Genomic DNA, 19,006 nt, shown 5'->3' with positions numbered 1-19,006 from the left:
TGTGTTATGGTCAATAGCATAATTTGGTAGAATATCTTCAGCCGGGCAGTGATGCATGTTTGCAACGCTGCTGTTAGAAGGGCGTGATGCGGAACCCTCTTGAAGACTTTGTCGGCTTTCATCTCGTGCGCACCGCCAACATGGGCTTGCGCGTGGTCAATGAAGCCTACGGCGATCTTGGCGTTCGCCATCCCGACGCGGCAGTGATGATGGTGATCGACGCCAATCCGGGGATCACGCAAAGCTCGATCGGGCGAATGCTCAAGATCCAGCGGTCGAACATGGTGCCGATCATCGGCCGCCTGACCGAACGTGGCTGGATCGAGCGCGAGCAGGGCAAGGGGAAAATGATCGGCATATCCCTTTCGCCCGCAGGGATCGAAGCCATGAATCTGCTTCGCGCGGCATCACAGGCCGGCGAAGACGCGATTGCCGCCAAGATAGGGCCTGAAGGCTATGCAGCCCTGCACGAATTGCTGCGGCGGATCGGCTGACACACTGGCCAGCCGATCCTGCAACGTCAGGCGGTAGCGCGAACCTTGGCCTCGGCGGCCGCGCGGAACACGGCGTGGTCGAAGTAGAACGGCTTGATCTCGCAGCACTTGCCATCGCGGAATCGGAACAGCTCGCACAGCTCGGCGGGCGGCAGCGAGGGATCGGCGAACTGGAACGACAGGATCGTGACGGCATGATCCTTGCCAGCGGTGGTCTCGACCCGGTTCAGGCCGACAACGTCGACCAGACCCATGACCTTGACGTACAGCTCCTGCAGCGCGTTCTTGCCGCGATAGATGCCTTCCATCGGCAAGCCCGGCGCTTCGCTCACGATGAAATCGTCGGTGAGCATCGAGGCGGCCTTTTCCCAGTTGCCCGTGCCTGTTGCCTCGTAGAGGTCATCGACGAACTGGATCATCTCTTGTGCAGTCATGGTCATTGGATTTGTCCTCTCACGTTTGCCCAAGGATCGTTCATACAGGCACAAGCCGAAACCTAGCGATATGGCTAGCGATGCCTTGCGGTTGCCCGCGCTAAGGATGGTACATGGAGAGAGATAACCAGATCACGCGCCAGATCACACTGGCCCGCCGCCCCGTCGGCATCCCCGTCCCCGACGACTTCGCCCTGATCGAGGCGCCGCGCCCTGTCCCCGGGCCCGGCGAGATCCTCGTGAAGATGCGGGTCTGTTCGTGCGACCCGGCCATCCGGGGCTTCCTTGATGACCGGCCGAGCTATCTCCCGCCGGTAGCCCTCGGCGCGCCGATCAACGGCATGTCGCTTGGCGAAGTCGTCGAATCGAACGACCCCGCCTTCCCCGTCGGCACGCTGCTGCGCACTTTTGCAGTGTGGTCGGAGTACTATGTGGTCAAGGGCGATGCGCTGGGCATCGAGAAAGTCGAAGCCGCACCCGGCGTGCCGTTGCAGCACTACATGGGCGCGCTCGGCCCGGTCGGCCTGACCGCCTGGGTTGGCCTGTTCGAGATCGGCAAGGCCAAGGCAGGCGAGACCGTCGTGGTGAGCGCGGCGGCAGGCGCTACCGGCAGCACCGTCGTGCAGCTGGCAAAAGCTGTGGGCTGCCGCGTGATCGGCCTTGCCGGTGGGCCGGCCAAGGCCCAGATCGTCCGCGATCTGGGCGCTGACGTGGCGATAGACTACCGCGCCGTGCCGGATCTCGCAGCGGCGATCCATGAAGCTGCACCCGATGGCGTCGACGTCTATTTCGACAACGTGGGTGCCGAGACGCTCGATGCCATCCTGCCGCTGATGCGCCTGCATGGCCGCGTCGCGGTCTGCGGCATGATCGCGCAGTACAACGATGCCGACAATCCCCACGGCAACCGCAACCTGTGGCAACTGGTCGTCAACCGCCTGACCATGCGCGGCTTCATCACCTACGATCATCCCGAGGTTCTCGGCGAAGCTCAGGCCATGCTCGACCGCCTCTTTGCCGAGGGCAAGCTCAAGCCGCTCGAAAACGTGCGCGAAGGACTCGAAAAGCTGCCTGAGGCGTTCATCGACCTGATGAGCGGCAAGACCACCGGCAAGACGCTGGTTCTTATTTAATGGGGGTGCTGATCTGATGGGCGCACTTGCAGGAAAGACTGCCTTCGTCACCGGCGGCGCATCGGGTCTGGGCGAAGCGATTGCGCGCGCCTACGTGGCCGAAGGCGCCGCAGTCATCGTCGCCGACATCGACGCGGCGGCCGGTGAAGCACTGGCCGCCGAGATCGGAGCGCGGTTCGTGGCTCTCGACGTCACGCAGGAGGCATCGTGGGCGCAAGCCGTCGCGCCGTTCGAGCGGATCGACGTGCTGGTCAACAATGCTGGCATCACCACGCTCGGCTCGATCGAGGAGATCACCCTCGACCAGTTCCGCCACGAACTCGATATCGACGTGCTCGGCGTGTTCATGGGCACGCAGGCAGTGCTGCCGAAGATGAAGGCCCACGGTGGCTCGATCATCAACATGTCTTCGCTGTCGGGCGTGAAGGCCTCGTCCAACCTCGTTGCCTACAACGCGGCCAAGGCGGCGGTGACGCTGATGACCAAGTCCTGCGCGCTGCACTTTGCCGAAAAGGGCTATGGCATCCGCTGCAACTCGATCCACCCCGGCGCAATCCACACCCCGATCATCGACAAGGTTCTGGCGCAGAGCGACAACCCGGAAGCGCTCTATCAGAGCTTCGTCGACGTCCACCCGGTCAAGCGCCTGGGCAAGCCCGAAGAAATCGCCGCCATGGCAGTGTTCCTTGCCAGCGATGCCAGCGCCTTTGCCACCGGTGCCGAATTCCGCGTCGATGGCGGCGCTTCGATATGAGCGGCGGGCTGCCGATCCGTCAGGTCGCCTTCTTCGTCGAGGACGTTCGCGCGGCTGCGCGCGCCCACCATGAAGCCTTCGGATCGGGGCCGTTCTTCGTTGCAGACAACATCCCGCTCGCCCGCGCCGTCCATCGCGGCGTCGAGCGCGAACTGGATCATACTTCCGCCTACGGCCAATGGGGCGAGGTGATGGTGGAGTTCATCGCCCAGAACAATCCCGGCCCCTCGCCCTTCCGCGACCTTTACCCTGAAGGCTCCGGCCGCTGGGGCATGCACCACGTGGCGATCTTCGTCGATGACGTGGACGCCGAACTCGCGAAGTTTGCCGCACGCGGTGCGCCCTGTGCCTTGCGTGCCGAAATGAACGACGGCTTCGTCTTCGCCTTTGCCGATACCACCGCCACGATGGGCTTGTTCACCGAACTCTACGCCCCCACAAAAACGCTGGTTGATTTCTATGCGATGGTCGCGCAGGCGGCGAAGGATTATCGCGGATCTGACCCGATCCACACCATCCGCATGACTTGAGGACCCAACGTTGACCGACTCCTGGCATACCCTGATCTCCGAGAGCGAGTTCCCCGCAGAAGGCAAGATCGCCACGAAGATCGGCGGCTGGCACGTGCTGGTGGCAAAGACCGACGAAGGCCTGTTCGCCGTCAACGACCGCTGCACCCATCAGGCCGCGCTGATCTCCACCGGCCGCATCCGGCGCGGCGCGGTGATGTGCCCGCTTCATGGTGCGCGTTTCGAGATGAACTCGGGCCGCTGCATCGGCGGCGCCTACAAGGACCTGCGCACTTTCCCGGTGCGTGTCGAGGGTGGCCAGATCGAAGTGTGCATTCCTGACGAAGCACCAGGCATGGACGAGACGCCGGTCGTCCTCTGAACTCGCTGCCCAAACTTGCCGGCCAAACTCGCTCAAAGCGCAGGTTCACTCGTCTCCGCGCTGCGTTAGCCTCTCTCCCGCAACGTACCATCGGGAGAGATAAGACAATGCCCTTCACCGGCCCCGCCGAAGACCGTCTCGCCATCCGCGAGCTACTCGAGACTTATGCCGACGCCGTCACCCGCGTCGATGCCGACGACTGGGCCGCGACCTGGGCCGAAGACGCCGAATGGTCGCTGCCCGACTATCCTGAACTCGGCACCACCCGCGGCCGCGCCGCGATCAAGGCGATGTGGATCGAGGCGATGAAGAACTACCCCGGCATCATGTTCGAAGCCTGGCCCGGCGCGATCGAAGTGACCGGCGATACCGCCACGATGCGCAGCTACACCAGCGAGGTCTATGACCAGAACGGCACCACGATGCGCGACCGCGGCGTCTACGAGGACACCTGCGTCAAGATCGACGGCCAGTGGCTGTTCAAGACCCGCTCCTTCCGCAACATCCACCGCCAGCACGCGCCCAAGGGCTGCTGAAAAGCTGCCGATCGAAACAACGGCAAAGGCGCGGGGAGCAATGCTCTCCGCGCCTTTGCTATAGCCGCCAAAGAAGGGGGCCCCGTCCGCATCCGGACGAGGCCCCTTTCCATTATCCAAAGTGATCAGAAGCGCTTGATCACCGAAACCTGCACGGTGCGCGGCAGGTTGCCGAAGCCGAGCTGGTCTGCGCGCACGCCTGCGGCCGTGCCGGTGCCGCCGCCGGTCGACGGACCGTCGACCACGCCGCTCACGAAGAAGCGGTTGGTCAGGTTCTTGCCGATCACCGCGATCTGCCAGTTGTCGTCCTCGGCTCCGAAACGGATGCCCGCATCGAGCGTGGCGTACTTGCCCTGGCGCGAAAACGGATTGCCGAAGCCCGAAGCGAGGTAGCTCGACGAGTAGCGCGTATCGACGTTGAAGCCGAGCTTCAGGCCTTCGCCCGCCGCCGTCTCGTAGCCGACGCCGAACGCACCGGTCCATTCCGGCGCAACCGAAAGCGGTGCCCCGTTCAGGTTCTGGCGCGCGGAGATGCCGCCGATGAGGGTGCAGCCCTGTGCCGGGGTCTGGCCGGCATAGCAAGGTGCCGACGGGAAGTCGGTGTAGCGCGCCTTCGTGTAGTTGATCGAGCCGTGGAGGTTCAGACCTTCGATGCTGCGCGGCGCATATTCAAACTCGAGCTCGACGCCCTTGGTCCGCGCATCCGCCGTCAGCGTCTGGAAGGCGAAGATCGGCGAGTTGAAGAAGTCGACCTGCAGATCGTTGTAGGCATACGTGAACGCGGTCAGGTTCAGGCGCAGCTGGTTGTCGGCCAGCGTCGTCTTGATCCCGGCTTCGAAGCCACGCGCCTTTTCGGGATTGAAGGTCAGGTCGGCCAGCGGATCGGACGAGAACTTGGAATTGATGCCGCCGTTGGAGAAGCCGCCCGACTTGTAGGCCGTCTTGTAGGCGCCGTAGACAAGAATGCCCTGCTGCGGCTTCCACGTCAGCGTCACTTCCGGCGACCAGTCGTCGAACACCTGGTTGGCACGGACCACGCCGAGGCCATCAGCATCGTTCTGGTCACGGAAGATGCCCTGAACGCCAAGGTTGTTGTAGGGCTGGGTAAAGAAGCTGTCCTTGGTTTCATGCGTGTAGCGCACGCCGCCCGCCAGTTCGAGTGTATCGACCAACTTCCACGTGACCTGGCCGAACAGGGCTGCGGTCTCGCCATCAGTGAAGCTGGTCTTCGACGAGGCGACGAAGCGGTTGGCGGCCGATGCAGTATCGTCACGCAGCCCCGCGAACATCACGTACTGTTCGAAGTCGCGCTTGGTCTTCTGGTAAAGGCCGCCGACCATCAGGTTGATCGGACCGTCGAATGCGGTCTGCGCGCGCAGTTCCTGGCTGAAGGCCTTCCACGTGCTGTTCTCGGTCGCCCAGGTGCCGGTGTTGCTCGTCTGGAAGTCGCAGGCGCAGGCCCAGCGGTTGTTGTTGGTGTTGTAGTTGGTGACCGAGCTGATGGTCACGTCACCCAGGTCATAGGTGACCGCGCCGTTGATCGCCCAAGAGCGATAGCGATTGTACAACTCGCCGTTGTCCTTGGCGAAGGGGAAGTTCGCCGCGATGTCGGCGGGCATGTTGTTCTGATGCGTCACGAAATCCGTGCCGCAGCGATAGCCGGTCAGCTGGCTGACGCCGGTGGCAAGGCCACAGTTGTAGGCCACGTAGTTCCAGGAGGAGTTGTTGACCTGGTTGTAGTTGTACGAACCCTTGAGCGTCATGGTCAGACGGTCGGTCGGCGTGTACTTCAGCGTGACACGGCCGAGGAACTCGTCCTCGCCGGGTGCGCGCGATGCCGCGGGCTTGGCCACCGAAACGAGCGGGTTGCCGCTACCGCCGGTGAGCAGGTTGCGGATGTCCACCGTGGTGTAGGTCCGATCCACCGAGACGTTGCGGTAATACCCGCCGTCCATGATCGAGCCGCGTGCGGCGAAGCGTACGCCCAGCGTGTCGCTCAGTGGGATCGAGGCGATCAGCTCGCCCTGATACTGGCGCGAGCGGAACTCGTAGCCGGCGCGGGCGATGAACTCGCGGTCGTTGCCGGGATCGTTGGTGGTCAGGCTGATCACGCCTGCCGTGGCGTTCTTGCCGAAGAACAGGGCCTGCGGACCATTGAGCACTTCCACGCGCTTCAGGTCGAAGAAGCCTTCCTGGATGATACGGCCCTGACCGTAGTAGGCACCGTCAACGACCACGGCGACCGACTGCTCGATGCCGATCGAGGTCGAGGACGAACCGATGCCGCGCATGGTCAGCTGCGCGCCCGAACCGTTCGAGGCACGGCCGACACTGAGGTTGGGCGTGGCGGCGGCGATCTTCTCGATCGAGGTGATGTCGCGCTGCTGGATGGTCTTTTCCGAAATCGCGGTCACGGCAACCGGTACGGTCTGTACCGATTCCTCGCGCTTGCGCGCAGTGACGATGATTTCCTCAAGGCCGCCGGAGCTGGCGGCGTCCTGCGCGCCTGCCTGCGCTGCGTCCTGCGCGAATGCCGGGACGGCCGCGCCGAATGCGCAGGTCGCCAGAAGAATTCTTTTAAAGGTGTGCATGCCACATCCTCCCATTTTGATTATGCCAAGTCGCGCGTCTAATCTCGGATTGGCCAGATCTCTGCCTCGCCAATGCGTTAGCCTCATCCTTTGGCTAGGTGCCCGGATGCCGTAGCGTCGGCACGTCCTTGGCCTGAGAGGAAATGCCGTGACTGAAAACCGCTTCTGGCGACTGGACCGCCACCCCGAAGGCTCCGATTTCGACAGCGCGCTGAGCCTGCAGACCGAGACGCTCGGGGACCTTGGCGAGGGCGAGGTGCGCATCAGGGTGGGCTGGCTCTCGATGGACGCCGGCACCCGCATGTGGATGAGCCCGCGCACCGATGGCTATCAGCCCCCGCTGCCGCTGGGTTCCAAAATGGCAGGCCTTGTGCTTGGCCATGTCAGCGAGAGCCGCGATGCCGCCTTCCCGGTCGGCTCGCTTGTGCGCGGCTTCGGCCAGTGGGCAGATTACGCAACCGTCCTCCCGTCACTCTCCGGCCTCGAGATCGTCGACGAGACGCTGGGCGACATCCGCCACCACTTCGGGGCGCTGGGCATGAACGCCTGGACCGCCTATGTCGGCGTCAAGGAAGTCGCCGCGATCAAGCCCGGCGAATGGCTGGTCGTCTCCGCCGCAGCGGGCGCAACTGGCTCGATGGCCTGTCAGGTCGGCCGCAACCTCGGCGCGAAAGTCATCGGCATGGCGGGCGGTCCGGAGAAGTGCCGCTACCTCACCGAACAACTCGGGGTAGATATCGCCATCGACTACAAGAACGATGACGTCGCAGCCCGACTCGCCGCTGTCGAAAGCGGCGTCCACGCCTATTTCGACAATGTCGGCGGCCCGCTGCTCGATGCGGTCCTGCCCAACATGGCGCACTATGGCCGCGTCGCGGTCTGCGGCATGGTCGCGGCATACGACAACGATGCGCCCCTTCCCGGCCCCGCGCGCTTCGATCAGGTGCTGATGCGGCGGCTGCGGATCGAAGGCTTCTTCATCCCCGACTTCCTCCATCGCGGCGCCGAATTCCTGCCGACCTTGCGCCAGTGGGTCGATGCCGGAACGCTGACAGTGAACCTCGACGAGACGCAAGGGCTGGAGAACACGCTGGTCGCCTATGACCGGATGCTGTCGGGCAAGGCCATCGGCAAAGTCATCGTGAAAGTCGCCTGATGCCGATCATCAACCACCGCGCCCCGCTCCAGTGCCTCGTCGCCGTGCGCGGACACCCGTTTGACCGCACCGCGTTCGATTCAATGTTCCAGAGCATGGACGGCATCTCGGCCACCATGGTCGACCAGCCCGCCGCCGCCCTGCTGATGAACCCCAAGGCCATGCGCGGGTTCGATGCCTTGGTGCTCTACGACATGCCCGGCCTCGATTTCGAAGCGCCCGAGAATGCCCCGCTATACCGGGAGCCCGATGCGGAGCTGAAGGCAGGCTTCAGGGCGCTGCTCGAAGAGGGCAAGGGCATCGTCGCCCTGCACCACGCGCTGGCCGGATGGCCGACGTGGAGCGAATATCACCAATGGCTGGGCGGCCAGTTCTTCTACCACCCCGGCCAATGGCAAGGCGCGTCGGTGCCCGACAGCGGCTATTGCCATGACGTGACGCACGAGATTGAAGTCTGCGGCGATCACCCGGTGACGCAAGGCCTGCCCGAACGCTTTACCCTGACCGACGAGATCTATCTCGGACAAGTGATCGAAGAGGGTGCAACCCCGCTGCTGCGCTCATCCGCAAGCTTCGACCGCGATCACTTCTGGTCGGCCGAACTTGCGGTTAAAGGTGAAATGTACAGCCGCGAAGGCTGGCAACATCCCCCGGGATCGAACCTGGTAGGGTGGACGAAGCAGGCGCTGAACAGCCGCCTTGTCTATCTCCAGCCCGGCGATGGCCCCTCGGCTTACGACAGTCCACACTATCGGCGTCTGGTAGAGAACGCGATCCGGTGGGTGGCTGCGCCCTGAAGCCGCGCCCCCGCGCAGGCGGGGGCTTCAGCCGGTTTACTGAAGGGTTCTGTAACAACACCGAGGCCCCCGCCCCCAGAATTTCTTCAGGCGCGAGGGCGCAACAGTCAGGCGAGCGCTCAAAGCGCCGTCATCCCTCCATCAACGACCAGTTCCGTCCCCGTAACATAGCGGCTCTCGTCCGAGGCCAGGAACAGGTTCATGTTGGCGATATCGAGCGGCGCGCCCATATAGCCCATCGGCACCAACGCCAGCGTGGCATCATAATTCGCCGCGTTGTCTTCCTGTGCCACACCTTGGATGTTCGTGAGGATCATGCCGGGGTGGACCGAGTTCACACGGATGCCGTCCTTGGCCGTCTCGACCGCGATGGTCTTCGAAAACAGCCGCACGCCGCCCTTGGCTGCCGCATAGGCCCCGCAAGCGGGCACGCCGATCAGGCCTGCCACCGACGAGATGTTGATGATCGAACCCTTGGTCCCGGTCTTGCGCATCAGCACCACGGCGCGCTTGGTGCCCTGGAACACGCTGTCGAGATTGACCGAGTTCTGCAGCTTCCAGTCGGCCGTGGTCATATCCTCGATCGGGCGCAGCACCGCGATGCCAGCATTGTTAACGCAAACGTCAAGCTTGCCGTCCTCGGCCTCGATCGCGGCAAAGACTTCGTCCCACTGCGCCTCGTCGGTCACGTCATGCAGCAAGGCCTTGGCCTGACCGCCTGCGGCCCGAATGCCTTCGGCCACCTTCTCGGCTCCGGCCAGATCACGGTCCGTGAGCCAGACCTTGGCGCCTTCCTCGGCGAAACGCTGCGCGGTGGCACTGCCAAGACCCGGCACCGAAGCGCCACCGGTCACGAGTGCGATCTTGCCGGAAAGACGGCCCATCTTGTCATTCTCCCATAAAAAACCGGAGGGGCGGAAAGGAACGTCGCCTAAGCGACCCTCCCCCGCCCCCCCGGCAAGGTGGATCAGGTTATCAGCGCTGGCTTCAGAACTTGAAGCCTGCGGTCACGCCGTAGGTGCGCGGTTCGAGCGCCATGCCGAACGACCAGAGACCAGCCACGGTGAACGCGTGGGTCGTGGTCTTCTCATTGAGCAGGTTGCGACCGAAGACGCGCAGGTAGGCCTTGGTGCCCTTGAGGTCGAAGTTGAAGGTCATCGACGCATCGACGAGGTCCTGCGTGGTGGTGCGCACGCGGGCATCGTTGCCGTTGACCGTAACCCCGGTGGCAGCGCCCGCACCATTCGTCGCAACCGTCAGCGACTGGGCCGAAAGCTGCTCGTCGTACGGCGAGATATGACGCCAGCCAACGTTCGTTGAGATGTCGCCGAAGCTGGTCGGATGCGTGTATTCCGCGCTGAGCGAAGCGGTGAAGTCAGGCGCGTAGATCAGGCGGTTGGCCGAATAGTTGAACGGAACCAGACCTGTACCGCAGGCATTGGTTGCCACCGGCCCGCCAGCATAGGCACCGCACGTCACGAAGTTGCGGAAGTGCGAGTCCATGATCGCGATCGAACCGTTGAACTTGAGGTTCTCGGTCACGCGCAGAGTGCCGTCGGCTTCGATGCCCTTAATCAGCGCGCCGCCCGGAACGTTGCCGGTGATCGTCTGGTTGCCGGTCGGACCGCCCGGAACGGTCAGGTTCTGCTGCATGTCCTTGTAGTCGGACACGAAGCCGGCAACGTTCAGTTCCAGCTTGCGGTCGAACGCGGCCAGCTTGACGCCGATTTCATAGGCATCGACCGTTTCGGGCTGGAACGGCGTGCTGGCAGTGGCAGCGGTTGCTGCGCGGGGGCTGAAGCCACCCGAGCGATAGCCGCGCGACCACGAGGCATAGACCATCACGTCCTGGTTCGGACGCCAGTCGATGCCGACCTTCGGGGTGAACTTGTTGAAGCTCGCCTTGCCCTTGCCGACCAGAGCGATCTTGGTCAGGTCGATGTTGTCCGGATCGAGCAGGACGTTGGCCGCAAAGCCGTTGCTCAGCTCCTTCTTGTCGTGGCTGTAACGACCGCCGAACGAGAGGCGGAAGTTCTCGGCAAAGGCCCAGTTGAAGTCGCCGAACACCGCGTAGCTTTCGGTCTTGCCTTCGACGCGCTGGGCATTGCGGTCAAACAGCGTCGGCGGCGTGGCAGGGCTGAAGCCGAACACGCGCGACCACTGCGTCAGGTCGTAGTCGGACTTGAAGTAGAAGCCGCCGACGACATAGTCGAAGCCATCGAACAGGTTGCCTGCGGCGCGCAGTTCCTGGCTCCACTGTTCGTAGTGCTGGCGACGGTCGACATAGTACAGGTCGGTCGAGGAGCCGTCGAAGTCCTGGGTCTGGGCTTCGGTGCTCTTGCGCCAGCCGGTGATCGAGGTCAGCTTCACGCCGCCTGCATCGTAGTTCATTTCCAGCGTGGCTTCGGGCGCCTTGTAATTGCTCGAAGCTGCATCGCCGAACGTCGTATAGAGATCGGTCGTGGTGTTGCGGTTGCATTCGCGCGAGGGAATGAACGCGCAGAACACTTCGCTGCTGTTGGTGATGTTGCTGACGACCGGGTCGAAGACCTGTTCGACCTGCGCCACTGTCAGCTGGGCGTCAAAGCCCGAACCGGTCGGCTTGAACAGTAGGCTCGCACCGTAGTTTTCACCGTTGCTCCAGCCAGCGCTGACATTGCGCACGACGTTCTTGTAGAAGCCGTCGGTCTCGTTGTGGAAGTACCACGCCTTGACGCCCCAGCTTTCATCGTTGCCGTAGTTCGCAATGATCTTGGTGTTGAAGGTGGCAAAGCGGCCATAGGTCACTTCGGCCTTGAGGCCCGGCTTCATCGTCGGCTTCGAACGCTGGATGCTGATCACGCCGCCGATGGTGTTGGCGCCGAACAGCGTACCCTGGGGGCCGCGCAGCACTTCAAGCTGGGCGATGTCGAAAGCATCCTGCAGCTGGCCGGTGTTGGTGCCGATCATCACGCCATCGACAAGCACGCCGACGGTCGGGGTCTGCGACTTTTCGATGTCGGCGTAGGTCAGGCCGCGGATCGAGATGTTGGCAGCCTGTGCGCCCGAGTTCTGCTGCGTGATCAGCAGGCCGGGAGCGGCGCCCTGCAGGTCGCCGATGTTCACGGCAGCCTTGCTCTCGAGCATGGCGGTGTTCACGGCGGTGATTGCGACAGGCGTGCTCTGCAGCGTTTCCGAACGGCGACGGGCGGTGACGATGATCGCACCGGTATCACCGTTCTCGGTTGCTTCGGCAGACTGGTCGGCCTGTGCGGCCTGCGGCTCGTCGGCAGCGAACGCCGGAAGCGAGAAACCGATTGCAGTGGTGGTCAGGGCAGCGGCGATCAGGCGCCGTGCGGCAGTGCGTCTCATGAGTATCCTCCCTCAAGGGTAACCTCGCCCGCTGAGTGGCGATAGTTCCCCTCTTTCATCCACTGCTGCGGTCCGGGAACCAACTGCGACTTGTTACAGGTGCCTCTGCCGGTACATGTTCCATGCTTGCCGTAACGTTCGGACAAGAATCCGGGAGAGATCACAATGACCGTCAATCGCCGCTTCCTGCTTGCGCGCCGCCCCCACGGGACACCGGTGCCCGAAGATTTTTCCCTTGTGGAAGAGGCAGTTCCCGCAGCGCCAGAGGGCGGATTCGTCGTGCGCAATTGCTATGCTTCGCTCGATCCTGCCCAGCGCGGATGGATGGACGATGCTCCCAGCTACATGCCGCCGATCCCTTTGGGAGACCCGGTGCGCGCCTCGACCATCGGCGTCGTTGCCGCGTCGAACACACCGGATTTCTCGGTCGGCGACTGGGTCCTGGGCATGAATGGCCTTGAGGACTACTCGGTGAACGGCGCGGGCGGATTCACCATGAAGGTTGATACCAGCCTTGTGGATTCGCCATCGCGGTTCCTATCGGCCATGGGCGCGGTAGGCCTCACCGCCTACTTCGGCCTGATCGACGTGGCCAAGCCAAAGCCGGGCGAAACCCTGCTCGTGTCGGGTGCTGCTGGGGCCGTCGGTTCGGCGGTCGGCCAGATCGGCAAGATTCTCGGCTGCCGGGTGATCGGCATTGCCGGTGGCCCCGACAAGTGCCGCCGCCTGATCGAAGACTACGGCTTCGATGTCGCCATCGACTACAAAAGCAAGTCAGTCGCCCAGCTTGCCGCGGAGATTCGCGAGGCCTCGCCCGGCGGCGCCGACGTGATCTTCGAGAACGTCGGCGGGGACGTGTTCGATGCCGAACTGCTCAACCTCGCCAAGCACGCGCGCATCGTGTTGTGCGGGCTGATCAGCGAATACAATTCGCCCGAGAAGATCGGCGCGCGCAACATCTGGTCGATCCTTACCCAGCAGGCCACGCTCTACGGCTACCTGATAATGGACTATGCCCCGCGCTTTGCCGAAGGCGGCGCGGTCATGGCCGAATGGATGGCGCAAGGCCGCCTGCGCATCGACGAGGACATCCAGACGGGGCTTGAGAACGCCTATGACGCCTTCATGCGGCTGTTCACCGGCGCCAACACCGGCAAGCTCGTGCTGAAGATCGCCGATGGCCTCTGATCGCTGCGCCTCTGATCGCCTTAGGGGCCGCACGGCCATCGTGACCGGTGCGGCTTTGGGAATCGGGGCCGCCACCGCCGCGCGTCTGCGCGCAGATGGCGCACAAGTCTTTACCGCAGACGTGCAGGGCGATGTCGATTTCATCGCTGACCTGACCCAGCCCGATGCCAATGCCCGCCTTGTCGAACAGGCCATTGCCGCCATGGGCGGGCTCGACACGCTGGTCCCCTGCGCCGGAATCAGCGCGTTCCACCCGCTCGAGGGCCACGACGACGCCTATTTCCTGCGCGTGCTGGAAGTGAACCTCATCGCGGTCTTCCGCCTCGTCCGCGATGCCACCCCGCATCTCAAGGCCGCGGGTAACGGGCGCATCGTCACCATCGGCTCGACCACCTCAAGCCACGGCGACGAGGGCCTCGCCGCCTATTCCGCGTCCAAGCATGCGGTTCTAGGCTTCACCAAGTCGGTCGCGGCCGAACTCGGACCCTTCGGCGTCACGGTAAACTGCGTCCAGCCCGGCGCCATCGCCACCCCGATGACCGCGCCCGCCTTCACCGACATGCCCGAATTCCGCACCTTCTGGGAAAACAAGGCCCCCTTGCGCCGCCTCGGCCAGCCCGAGGACATCGCCGACGTCATCGCCTTCCTGTGCAGCGACGATGCCCGCTTCATGTCCGGCCACGGCGTCTGGGTCGATGGCGGCGCGATGGTGCGGCATTGAGCGTGCTGCCGGAAATCCACCTCCTGCTCTTCCGGCAGCCGGGGCAGTCGAGCGAAGCCTTTGCCGCAGCCTTGCGCACTGCGCTCCCTGAAGGTGCGACTCTTGCCCTGGCGCTTGCCGACGATGCCTTGCCATCGCTTGCGCATGCAGCAGGCCGATCGCCTGAAGTGCCCGATGCGCTCGTCCTGCTGCCGGGCGTTGCAAAGGCAGCCGCGCTTGTGGCCGCAGGCGATCCGGCGCGCGCGCACATCTTTGCCTCTGCGCGTCATGCCATTCTGCCGGGCAATGATGCCATACGTCTGTTCTTCGGCCTGCGCCGGTTGCCGGAGCTGAGCCGCGCCGCCTTTCACGATTACTGGCTGAACCGCCACGCGAACATTGGCCGCCGCCTGATCCCGCCCTACAGCTACCATTAGCTTCACGCCGATGCCGCCGCAACCAAGGCGGAATCGCAGGTCACAGGCGTCCAACCTCTTGATCTCGATGGCGTGGTGGAAGTGCATTTTCCGAACGTTGACGCCTTCGTACGCCAACTCTCCCGCAAGGAAGTGGCCGAGGAGGCTCTGGCGGACGAGCGGAACTTCATCGACCATTCGCGCTCGTTCTTCTGGGGCTTTACCGAAGAAACCACTTAGCGCACGTCACGTCCCAAACGATAGAGCAGTTGCGCACGGCTGATGCCGAGAAGCGCGGCTGCGCGCGTCTTGTTGCCGCCCGCCTTTTCGAGCGCGCGCGCGATCATACGCCGCTCGGTGGTCTCAAGGTCCATCCCGGCGTCGACCAGTTCCGCCGCCGCATCTCCGGCCCTCACGTCTCCGTCCACCACTCGAAAGGCGGGTGGTCCAAGCACTTCCCCGCCCGAGAACAGGTGATGCAGCCGCAGCGGCTCGCCATCGCGAGCCATGATCACGCCGCGCTCGATCACGTTCTCCAGCTCGCGGATATTGCCCGGCCACTCATAGCCAAGCATCGCCGCCACCGCGCTTTCCTCGAAGCCCGTCAGGCGCTTGCCATAGCGGCTGCTGTAGAGCCCGAGGAAATGCTCCATCAGCAACGGCAGGTCGGCACGGCGTTCGCGCAAGGGCGGAATGCGGATGGGAAAGACGTTCAGACGATAGAACAGGTCAGCCCGGAATGTCCCCGCCTCCACCGCCGCGCGCAGATCGACATTGGTCGCCGCCACAAGACGCACGTCGGACTTGTACACCCTCGTCCCGCCAACCCGTTCGAACTCGCTCTCCTGGATGGCGCGCAGCAGCTTGCCCTGTGCAGCCAGTGACAGGGTGGCGATCTCATCGAGGAACAGCGTGCCGCCCTTCGCCCGCTCGAAGCGGCCCGGCCGCGATGCGTTCGCCCCGGTAAACGCGCCTTTCTCCACCCCGAACAGCTCGGCTTCGAGCAGGTTTTCGGGGATCGCCGCGCAGTTCACCCCGATGAACGGCCCTTGCGCACGCCTTCCCATGGCGTGGAGGTTGCGCGCAAAGATCTCCTTGCCCACCCCGCTCTCGCCCGAGAACAGCACCACGGCATCGGTATCGGCCACATGCCCCAGCATGTCGAACGCCACGTTGAAGCCCGCCGAAGCGCCCACGATCCTGCGGCCACTGCTTTCAAGAACAGCCTCACCGGCAGCAGGCGTGATTTCGTTCAGCTGCGCGCCGCGCATGTAGCGCAAGTCATCCTGCCAATTCTGCCATTCTTCCGCCGGACGGCCGATGACGCGGCAATGCTCGTGCCCCATCGCCACGCATTCGACCTCGCGGAACAGTATCGGGCGGCCAAGGAACACGCTGGCATAGCCGCTGGCATAGCCGATCTGCGACCAGCCTGCGGGCAGCGGCCCACGCCCGAACAGTTCGAGATGGGCATTGCATTCGGTCGATCCGCGCCAGATGTATTCTGCAGCAAAGGCCCCCGTGGCCGTATCCATGCTCACGCTGACCGGATCGGTGCGGACCATGCCTTCAAGCATGTGCAGTCCGGGCCCCACGGCGAACATCTCATAGATCGTTGCATCGGGCCGGACCTTGCTGGCGATCTCGGCGTCCATCGCCCCGCTGTTGTAGCCCTGCCGGGTGAATAACCCGCGCGCCTTCTCCAACCCCACCGCCTCGATCACTTCGTGGCGCAGCAGGCTGAAGGCCCGCGCATGGATCATCATCATCCGCCGCCCGGCCAGCCAGATATGGCCCTGCGCGTGATCGAAATGGAGCTGGCTGAACAGGTCTGCAGACATCAGGCATCTGTATCATTTCAGACAGGCCGCCTCAAGAAATGGCGTAAATCAGACAATTGTTGATTCAGGTCCGGCAGGCCAGATCGGGCACCTCCACCACCGAAATCTGCAGAATCAAAAACAATACCAACACGATAATCCAACCGCGCCTACTCCCCAGACCCAACTGGCACGGCAATTGCAAGAACGCCTCCACAGCCGTGGATAGCGGCGAGCGACCGGAGAGATGCACGAAAGCGCAGGGCAGGGCCTGTCGCACTTGGCTCCCTTCCGTTGCCCGCCGGACCGGCACGGCCACGAAGAGGAGATAGCGCATGATGCCTGCCTTGCCTGCGATCAGCCGCAGGACTTTCCTGTCCGTCAGCACCGTCGCCGGTGTGGCAACTGCCGTGCCCGCCGCTGCAGCGGTCCTCGCCCCGTCCGGACCGCTCGCCATCGCGTCCCACCGCAAGGGCGTTCCGGCTGACTGGCAGGGCGCCGCCGTGGTGCTGTCAGGCGACTATTCGCAGCGCCTTGCGCAAGTGCGCGAAGCCCTCGCCATCAGCGTCGGCCGCGAAGTCGCGCTGTTCCTTGATGGCGCCGACGCCGTCCTGTTCGACATCGCCAATATCGACCGCCGCGCCGCCATGCGCCCGGTCATCCGTCCCTCGGGAGCCTCCGCATGAACGCGCGCAACCTGCCCCTCCTCGCCGCCGGTGCGGCACTCCTCGCAGCGCTTGCCCTGCCCGCGGGCGCATCGCCGACCGCGCCTGCCGCAACGCCTTCAGGCCAGTGGGCATCGCCGCAGGTCCTCTGGGACAAGACCTGCTCGCGCTGCCACCTGACCGGTGTCGGCCCCGAACTGCGAGGCCGTGCGCTACCGCCCGAATACATTCGCAGCGTCGTGCGCAACGGCATGCTCGCCATGCCCGCCTTCCCGCACTCGGCCATCGACGATGCCTCGCTCGATGGCGTCGCCCGCCTCGTATCCACCTCGAAGTTTCCCAAGCCGGCGGCGAAGCGCTGAACGGCAAGGAGAAAGTCAATGCCAGCCAAGAAGCCCGCCGCACCACTCGTACCCGCAGCGCCTGAAGATCCCGCCATCCTGCCCGCAGGCGTCAGCGCTGCCGACATGCATGCTGCGATCGCCAAGTTCGTCGCGATCCTCGGCCCCCAGAACGTGGTCACGGACGCCGATCACATCGCGCCCTACACCAAGGTGATGATCGCCGAGAGCGAGGACCTGCACCGCCCCTCGGCCGTGCTCTATGCCCGCGAAGTGAGCGAGATCCAGCAGATCCTCAAGGTCTGCAACGAATACAAGGTGCCGGTCTGGACGATCTCGACCGGTCGCAACTTCGGTTATGGCTCGGCCGCGCCGCAAAGCCCGGGCCAGGTCGTGCTCGATCTCAAGCACATGAACCGTATCCTCGAGGTCGATCCCGTGCTGTGCACCGCGCTGGTCGAACCGGGCGTCACCTACCAGCAGCTCAAGGACTACCTGGAAGAAAACGACATCCCGCTGTGGCTGTCCTGCCCTGCTCCTTCGGCCATCGCCGGCCCAGTCGGCAACACGCTGGATCGCGGGGTCGGTTACACGCCTTATGGCGAGCACTTCATGATGCAGTGCGGGATGGAAGTCGTCCTCGCCAATGGCGAGGTGTTGCGCACCGGCATGGGCGGGGTCGAAGGCACCAGCGCATGGCAGGTGTTCAAGTGGGGCTACGGCCCATCGCTCGACGGCATCTTCACCCAGTCCAACTATGGCATCGTCACCAAGATGGGCATGTGGCTGATGCCCAAACCCCCGGTCTACAAGCCGTTCTGCATCCGCTACGACAAGGACGAGGACATCCACGACATCGTGGAAACCCTGCGCCCGCTTCGCATCGCCAACGTCATCCCCAACGCGATGGTCTTTGCCAACGTGATGTGGGAAGCGGCCGCCCTGATGCCGCGCAGCAAGTACTACGACGGGACCGGCGTCACGCCCGACAGCGTGCTCGAGGAGATCAAGGCCAAGGAAGGCCTTGGCGCATGGAACGTCTATGCCGCGCTCTATGGCACCAAGGAGCAGGTCGAGGTCAACTGGCAGATCATCGCCGGTGCGATCAAGGCCAGCGGCAAGGGCAGGCTCATCACCGAGGAAGAGGCAGGCGACACCCAGCCCTTCAACTACCGAGCCAAGCTGATGCGCGGCGACATGACCCTGCAGGAATTCGGCCTCTATCGCTGGCGCGGGGGCGGCGGCTCAATGTGGTTTGCCCCGGTCACTGCGGCAAAGGGCAGCGAGACGGTCGAACAGACCCGCCTCGCGAAGGAAATCCTCGGGCGATACGGGCTGGACTACGTCGCCGAATACGTCGTCGGCATGCGCGACATGCACCACATCATCGACGTGCTCTATGACAGGTCGGACCCGGACGAGATGGCCCGCGCCCACGAGTGCTTCGCCAGGCTGCTCAGCGAGTTCGGCAAGCGCGGCTATGCCGTCTATCGCGTCAACACCGCCTTCATGGATCAGGCGGCGGACCTTTTCGGCCCGGTCAAGCGCAAGGTCGACCAGACGCTCAAGCGCGCGCTCGATCCCAACGGCATCCTTGCGCCGGGCAAGTCCGGCATTCGCATCTGAGACGCTTTTAGGCTCCGGGCCTGCCCCGCCTGGAGCCGCCCAACCCCGCCGCGACGCCCACATACCCCACCGGGCGTCGCGGCTGGGACCTTGGGCACAAACCGCAGCCTGCA

20 protein-coding genes and 1 pseudogene are annotated in these 19,006 nt (G+C 64.0%); 15 read left to right on the top strand and 6 right to left on the bottom strand.

The window, feature by feature from the left end:
- Positions 1–86 precede the first annotated feature (86 nt).
- A complete protein-coding gene (locus ACZ1JX_RS19015; RefSeq protein ID WP_465126514.1) occupies positions 87–494 on the top strand; it encodes a MarR family winged helix-turn-helix transcriptional regulator in 408 nt (135 codons plus the stop codon).
- A 26-nt stretch (positions 495–520) separates the two neighbouring features.
- On the opposite strand, the gene ACZ1JX_RS19010 is transcribed toward ACZ1JX_RS19015, so the two are convergent.
- Entirely contained in the window at positions 521–934 is a 414-nt protein-coding gene (locus ACZ1JX_RS19010) for a nuclear transport factor 2 family protein (RefSeq protein WP_465126513.1), read from the bottom strand.
- A 107-nt stretch (positions 935–1,041) separates the two neighbouring features.
- Here ACZ1JX_RS19010 and ACZ1JX_RS19005 point away from each other — a divergent pair, with 107 nt between their 5' ends.
- The 5 genes from ACZ1JX_RS19005 to ACZ1JX_RS18985 all read left to right on the top strand — a co-directional run bounded on the left by ACZ1JX_RS19005 (position 1,042) and on the right by ACZ1JX_RS18985 (position 4,242).
- Positions 1,042–2,061: an NADP-dependent oxidoreductase gene (locus ACZ1JX_RS19005; RefSeq protein ID WP_465126512.1), complete on the top strand. Its 1,020-nt coding sequence runs from the start codon at positions 1,042–1,044 to the stop codon at positions 2,059–2,061.
- Between the two features lie 16 nt (positions 2,062–2,077).
- Positions 2,078–2,815, top strand: coding sequence for a glucose 1-dehydrogenase (locus tag ACZ1JX_RS19000; protein WP_465126511.1), 738 nt, complete (start codon positions 2,078–2,080; stop codon positions 2,813–2,815).
- Positions 2,812–3,345 (top strand): VOC family protein, encoded by a 534-nt coding sequence (locus ACZ1JX_RS18995; protein WP_465126510.1) that lies wholly within the window; start codon positions 2,812–2,814, stop codon positions 3,343–3,345. Before ACZ1JX_RS19000 ends, ACZ1JX_RS18995 begins: the two co-directional genes overlap by 4 nt.
- Positions 3,346–3,355: 10 nt before the next feature.
- On the top strand, positions 3,356–3,706 hold the full coding sequence (locus ACZ1JX_RS18990; protein WP_465126509.1) for a Rieske (2Fe-2S) protein: 351 nt from the start codon (positions 3,356–3,358) through the stop codon (positions 3,704–3,706).
- A gap of 107 nt (positions 3,707–3,813) precedes the next feature.
- Positions 3,814–4,242: a nuclear transport factor 2 family protein gene (locus ACZ1JX_RS18985; RefSeq protein WP_465126508.1), complete on the top strand. Its 429-nt coding sequence runs from the start codon at positions 3,814–3,816 to the stop codon at positions 4,240–4,242.
- A 125-nt stretch (positions 4,243–4,367) separates the two neighbouring features.
- Here the strand turns inward: ACZ1JX_RS18985 and ACZ1JX_RS18980 are convergent, their stop codons facing one another.
- Positions 4,368–6,833 (bottom strand): TonB-dependent receptor, encoded by a 2,466-nt coding sequence (locus ACZ1JX_RS18980; RefSeq protein ID WP_465126507.1) that lies wholly within the window; start codon positions 6,831–6,833, stop codon positions 4,368–4,370.
- 148 nt (positions 6,834–6,981) lie between these two features.
- Between ACZ1JX_RS18980 and ACZ1JX_RS18975 the strand changes: the two genes are divergently transcribed.
- Both ACZ1JX_RS18975 and ACZ1JX_RS18970 read left to right on the top strand, forming a co-directional pair.
- Positions 6,982–7,989 carry an NADP-dependent oxidoreductase gene (locus tag ACZ1JX_RS18975; RefSeq protein WP_465126506.1) on the top strand — a complete coding sequence of 336 codons (1,008 nt, stop codon included), beginning with the start codon at positions 6,982–6,984 and terminating at the stop codon, positions 7,987–7,989.
- Complete coding sequence (locus tag ACZ1JX_RS18970) at positions 7,989–8,786, top strand: ThuA domain-containing protein (protein WP_465126505.1); 798 nt, start codon at positions 7,989–7,991, stop codon at positions 8,784–8,786. Before ACZ1JX_RS18975 ends, ACZ1JX_RS18970 begins: the two co-directional genes overlap by 1 nt.
- Before the next feature lie 119 nt (positions 8,787–8,905).
- On the opposite strand, the gene ACZ1JX_RS18965 is transcribed toward ACZ1JX_RS18970, so the two are convergent.
- Both ACZ1JX_RS18965 and ACZ1JX_RS18960 read right to left on the bottom strand, forming a co-directional pair.
- Positions 8,906–9,670: an SDR family NAD(P)-dependent oxidoreductase gene (locus ACZ1JX_RS18965; protein ID WP_465126504.1), complete on the bottom strand. Its 765-nt coding sequence runs from the start codon at positions 9,668–9,670 to the stop codon at positions 8,906–8,908.
- Between the two features lie 103 nt (positions 9,671–9,773).
- Complete coding sequence (locus tag ACZ1JX_RS18960; protein ID WP_465126503.1) at positions 9,774–12,137, bottom strand: TonB-dependent receptor; 2,364 nt, start codon at positions 12,135–12,137, stop codon at positions 9,774–9,776.
- 165 nt (positions 12,138–12,302) lie between these two features.
- Here ACZ1JX_RS18960 and ACZ1JX_RS18955 point away from each other — a divergent pair, with 165 nt between their 5' ends.
- The 4 genes and pseudogenes from ACZ1JX_RS18955 to ACZ1JX_RS18940 form a co-directional block, all read left to right on the top strand.
- On the top strand, positions 12,303–13,325 hold the full coding sequence (locus ACZ1JX_RS18955; protein ID WP_465126502.1) for an NADP-dependent oxidoreductase: 1,023 nt from the start codon (positions 12,303–12,305) through the stop codon (positions 13,323–13,325).
- Positions 13,315–14,046, top strand: a complete 732-nt coding sequence (locus tag ACZ1JX_RS18950) for an SDR family NAD(P)-dependent oxidoreductase (RefSeq protein WP_465126501.1) — start codon at positions 13,315–13,317, stop codon at positions 14,044–14,046. Before ACZ1JX_RS18955 ends, ACZ1JX_RS18950 begins: the two co-directional genes overlap by 11 nt.
- Entirely contained in the window at positions 14,043–14,462 is a 420-nt protein-coding gene (locus tag ACZ1JX_RS18945; RefSeq protein ID WP_465126500.1) for a hypothetical protein, read from the top strand. Before ACZ1JX_RS18950 ends, ACZ1JX_RS18945 begins: the two co-directional genes overlap by 4 nt.
- Positions 14,463–14,480: 18 nt before the next feature.
- Positions 14,481–14,681: pseudogene (locus ACZ1JX_RS18940) on the top strand (EthD domain-containing protein); the annotation flags it as partial.
- Here ACZ1JX_RS18940 and ACZ1JX_RS18935 read toward each other — a convergent pair.
- Together ACZ1JX_RS18935 and ACZ1JX_RS18930 are read right to left on the bottom strand one after the other, a co-directional pair.
- On the bottom strand, positions 14,678–16,282 hold the full coding sequence (locus ACZ1JX_RS18935; RefSeq protein WP_465126499.1) for a sigma 54-interacting transcriptional regulator: 1,605 nt from the start codon (positions 16,280–16,282) through the stop codon (positions 14,678–14,680). The pseudogene ACZ1JX_RS18940 and the gene ACZ1JX_RS18935 sit on opposite strands and share 4 nt — an antisense overlap.
- Before the next feature lie 64 nt (positions 16,283–16,346).
- On the bottom strand, positions 16,347–16,598 hold the full coding sequence (locus ACZ1JX_RS18930) for a hypothetical protein (RefSeq protein WP_465126498.1): 252 nt from the start codon (positions 16,596–16,598) through the stop codon (positions 16,347–16,349).
- Here ACZ1JX_RS18930 and ACZ1JX_RS18925 point away from each other — a divergent pair.
- Genes ACZ1JX_RS18925 through ACZ1JX_RS18915 form a run of 3 tightly spaced genes read left to right on the top strand, consistent with a single transcriptional unit; the run spans position 16,597 to position 18,893 of the window.
- Positions 16,597–16,947, top strand: a complete 351-nt coding sequence (locus ACZ1JX_RS18925; protein ID WP_465126497.1) for a hypothetical protein — start codon at positions 16,597–16,599, stop codon at positions 16,945–16,947. The two genes, ACZ1JX_RS18930 and ACZ1JX_RS18925, sit on opposite strands and share 2 nt — an antisense overlap.
- Entirely contained in the window at positions 16,944–17,288 is a 345-nt protein-coding gene (locus ACZ1JX_RS18920) for a c-type cytochrome (protein WP_465126496.1), read from the top strand. The genes ACZ1JX_RS18925 and ACZ1JX_RS18920 overlap by 4 nt, the downstream gene beginning before the upstream one ends.
- Before the next feature lie 18 nt (positions 17,289–17,306).
- Positions 17,307–18,893, top strand: a complete 1,587-nt coding sequence (locus tag ACZ1JX_RS18915) for an FAD-binding oxidoreductase (RefSeq protein WP_465126495.1) — start codon at positions 17,307–17,309, stop codon at positions 18,891–18,893.
- The last annotated feature ends 113 nt before the right edge of the window (positions 18,894–19,006 follow it).

This window comes from Novosphingobium sp. BL-A-41-Hi4A-0G (assembly GCF_055521735.1).
This window is presented reverse-complemented; position numbering and strand designations above follow the sequence as displayed.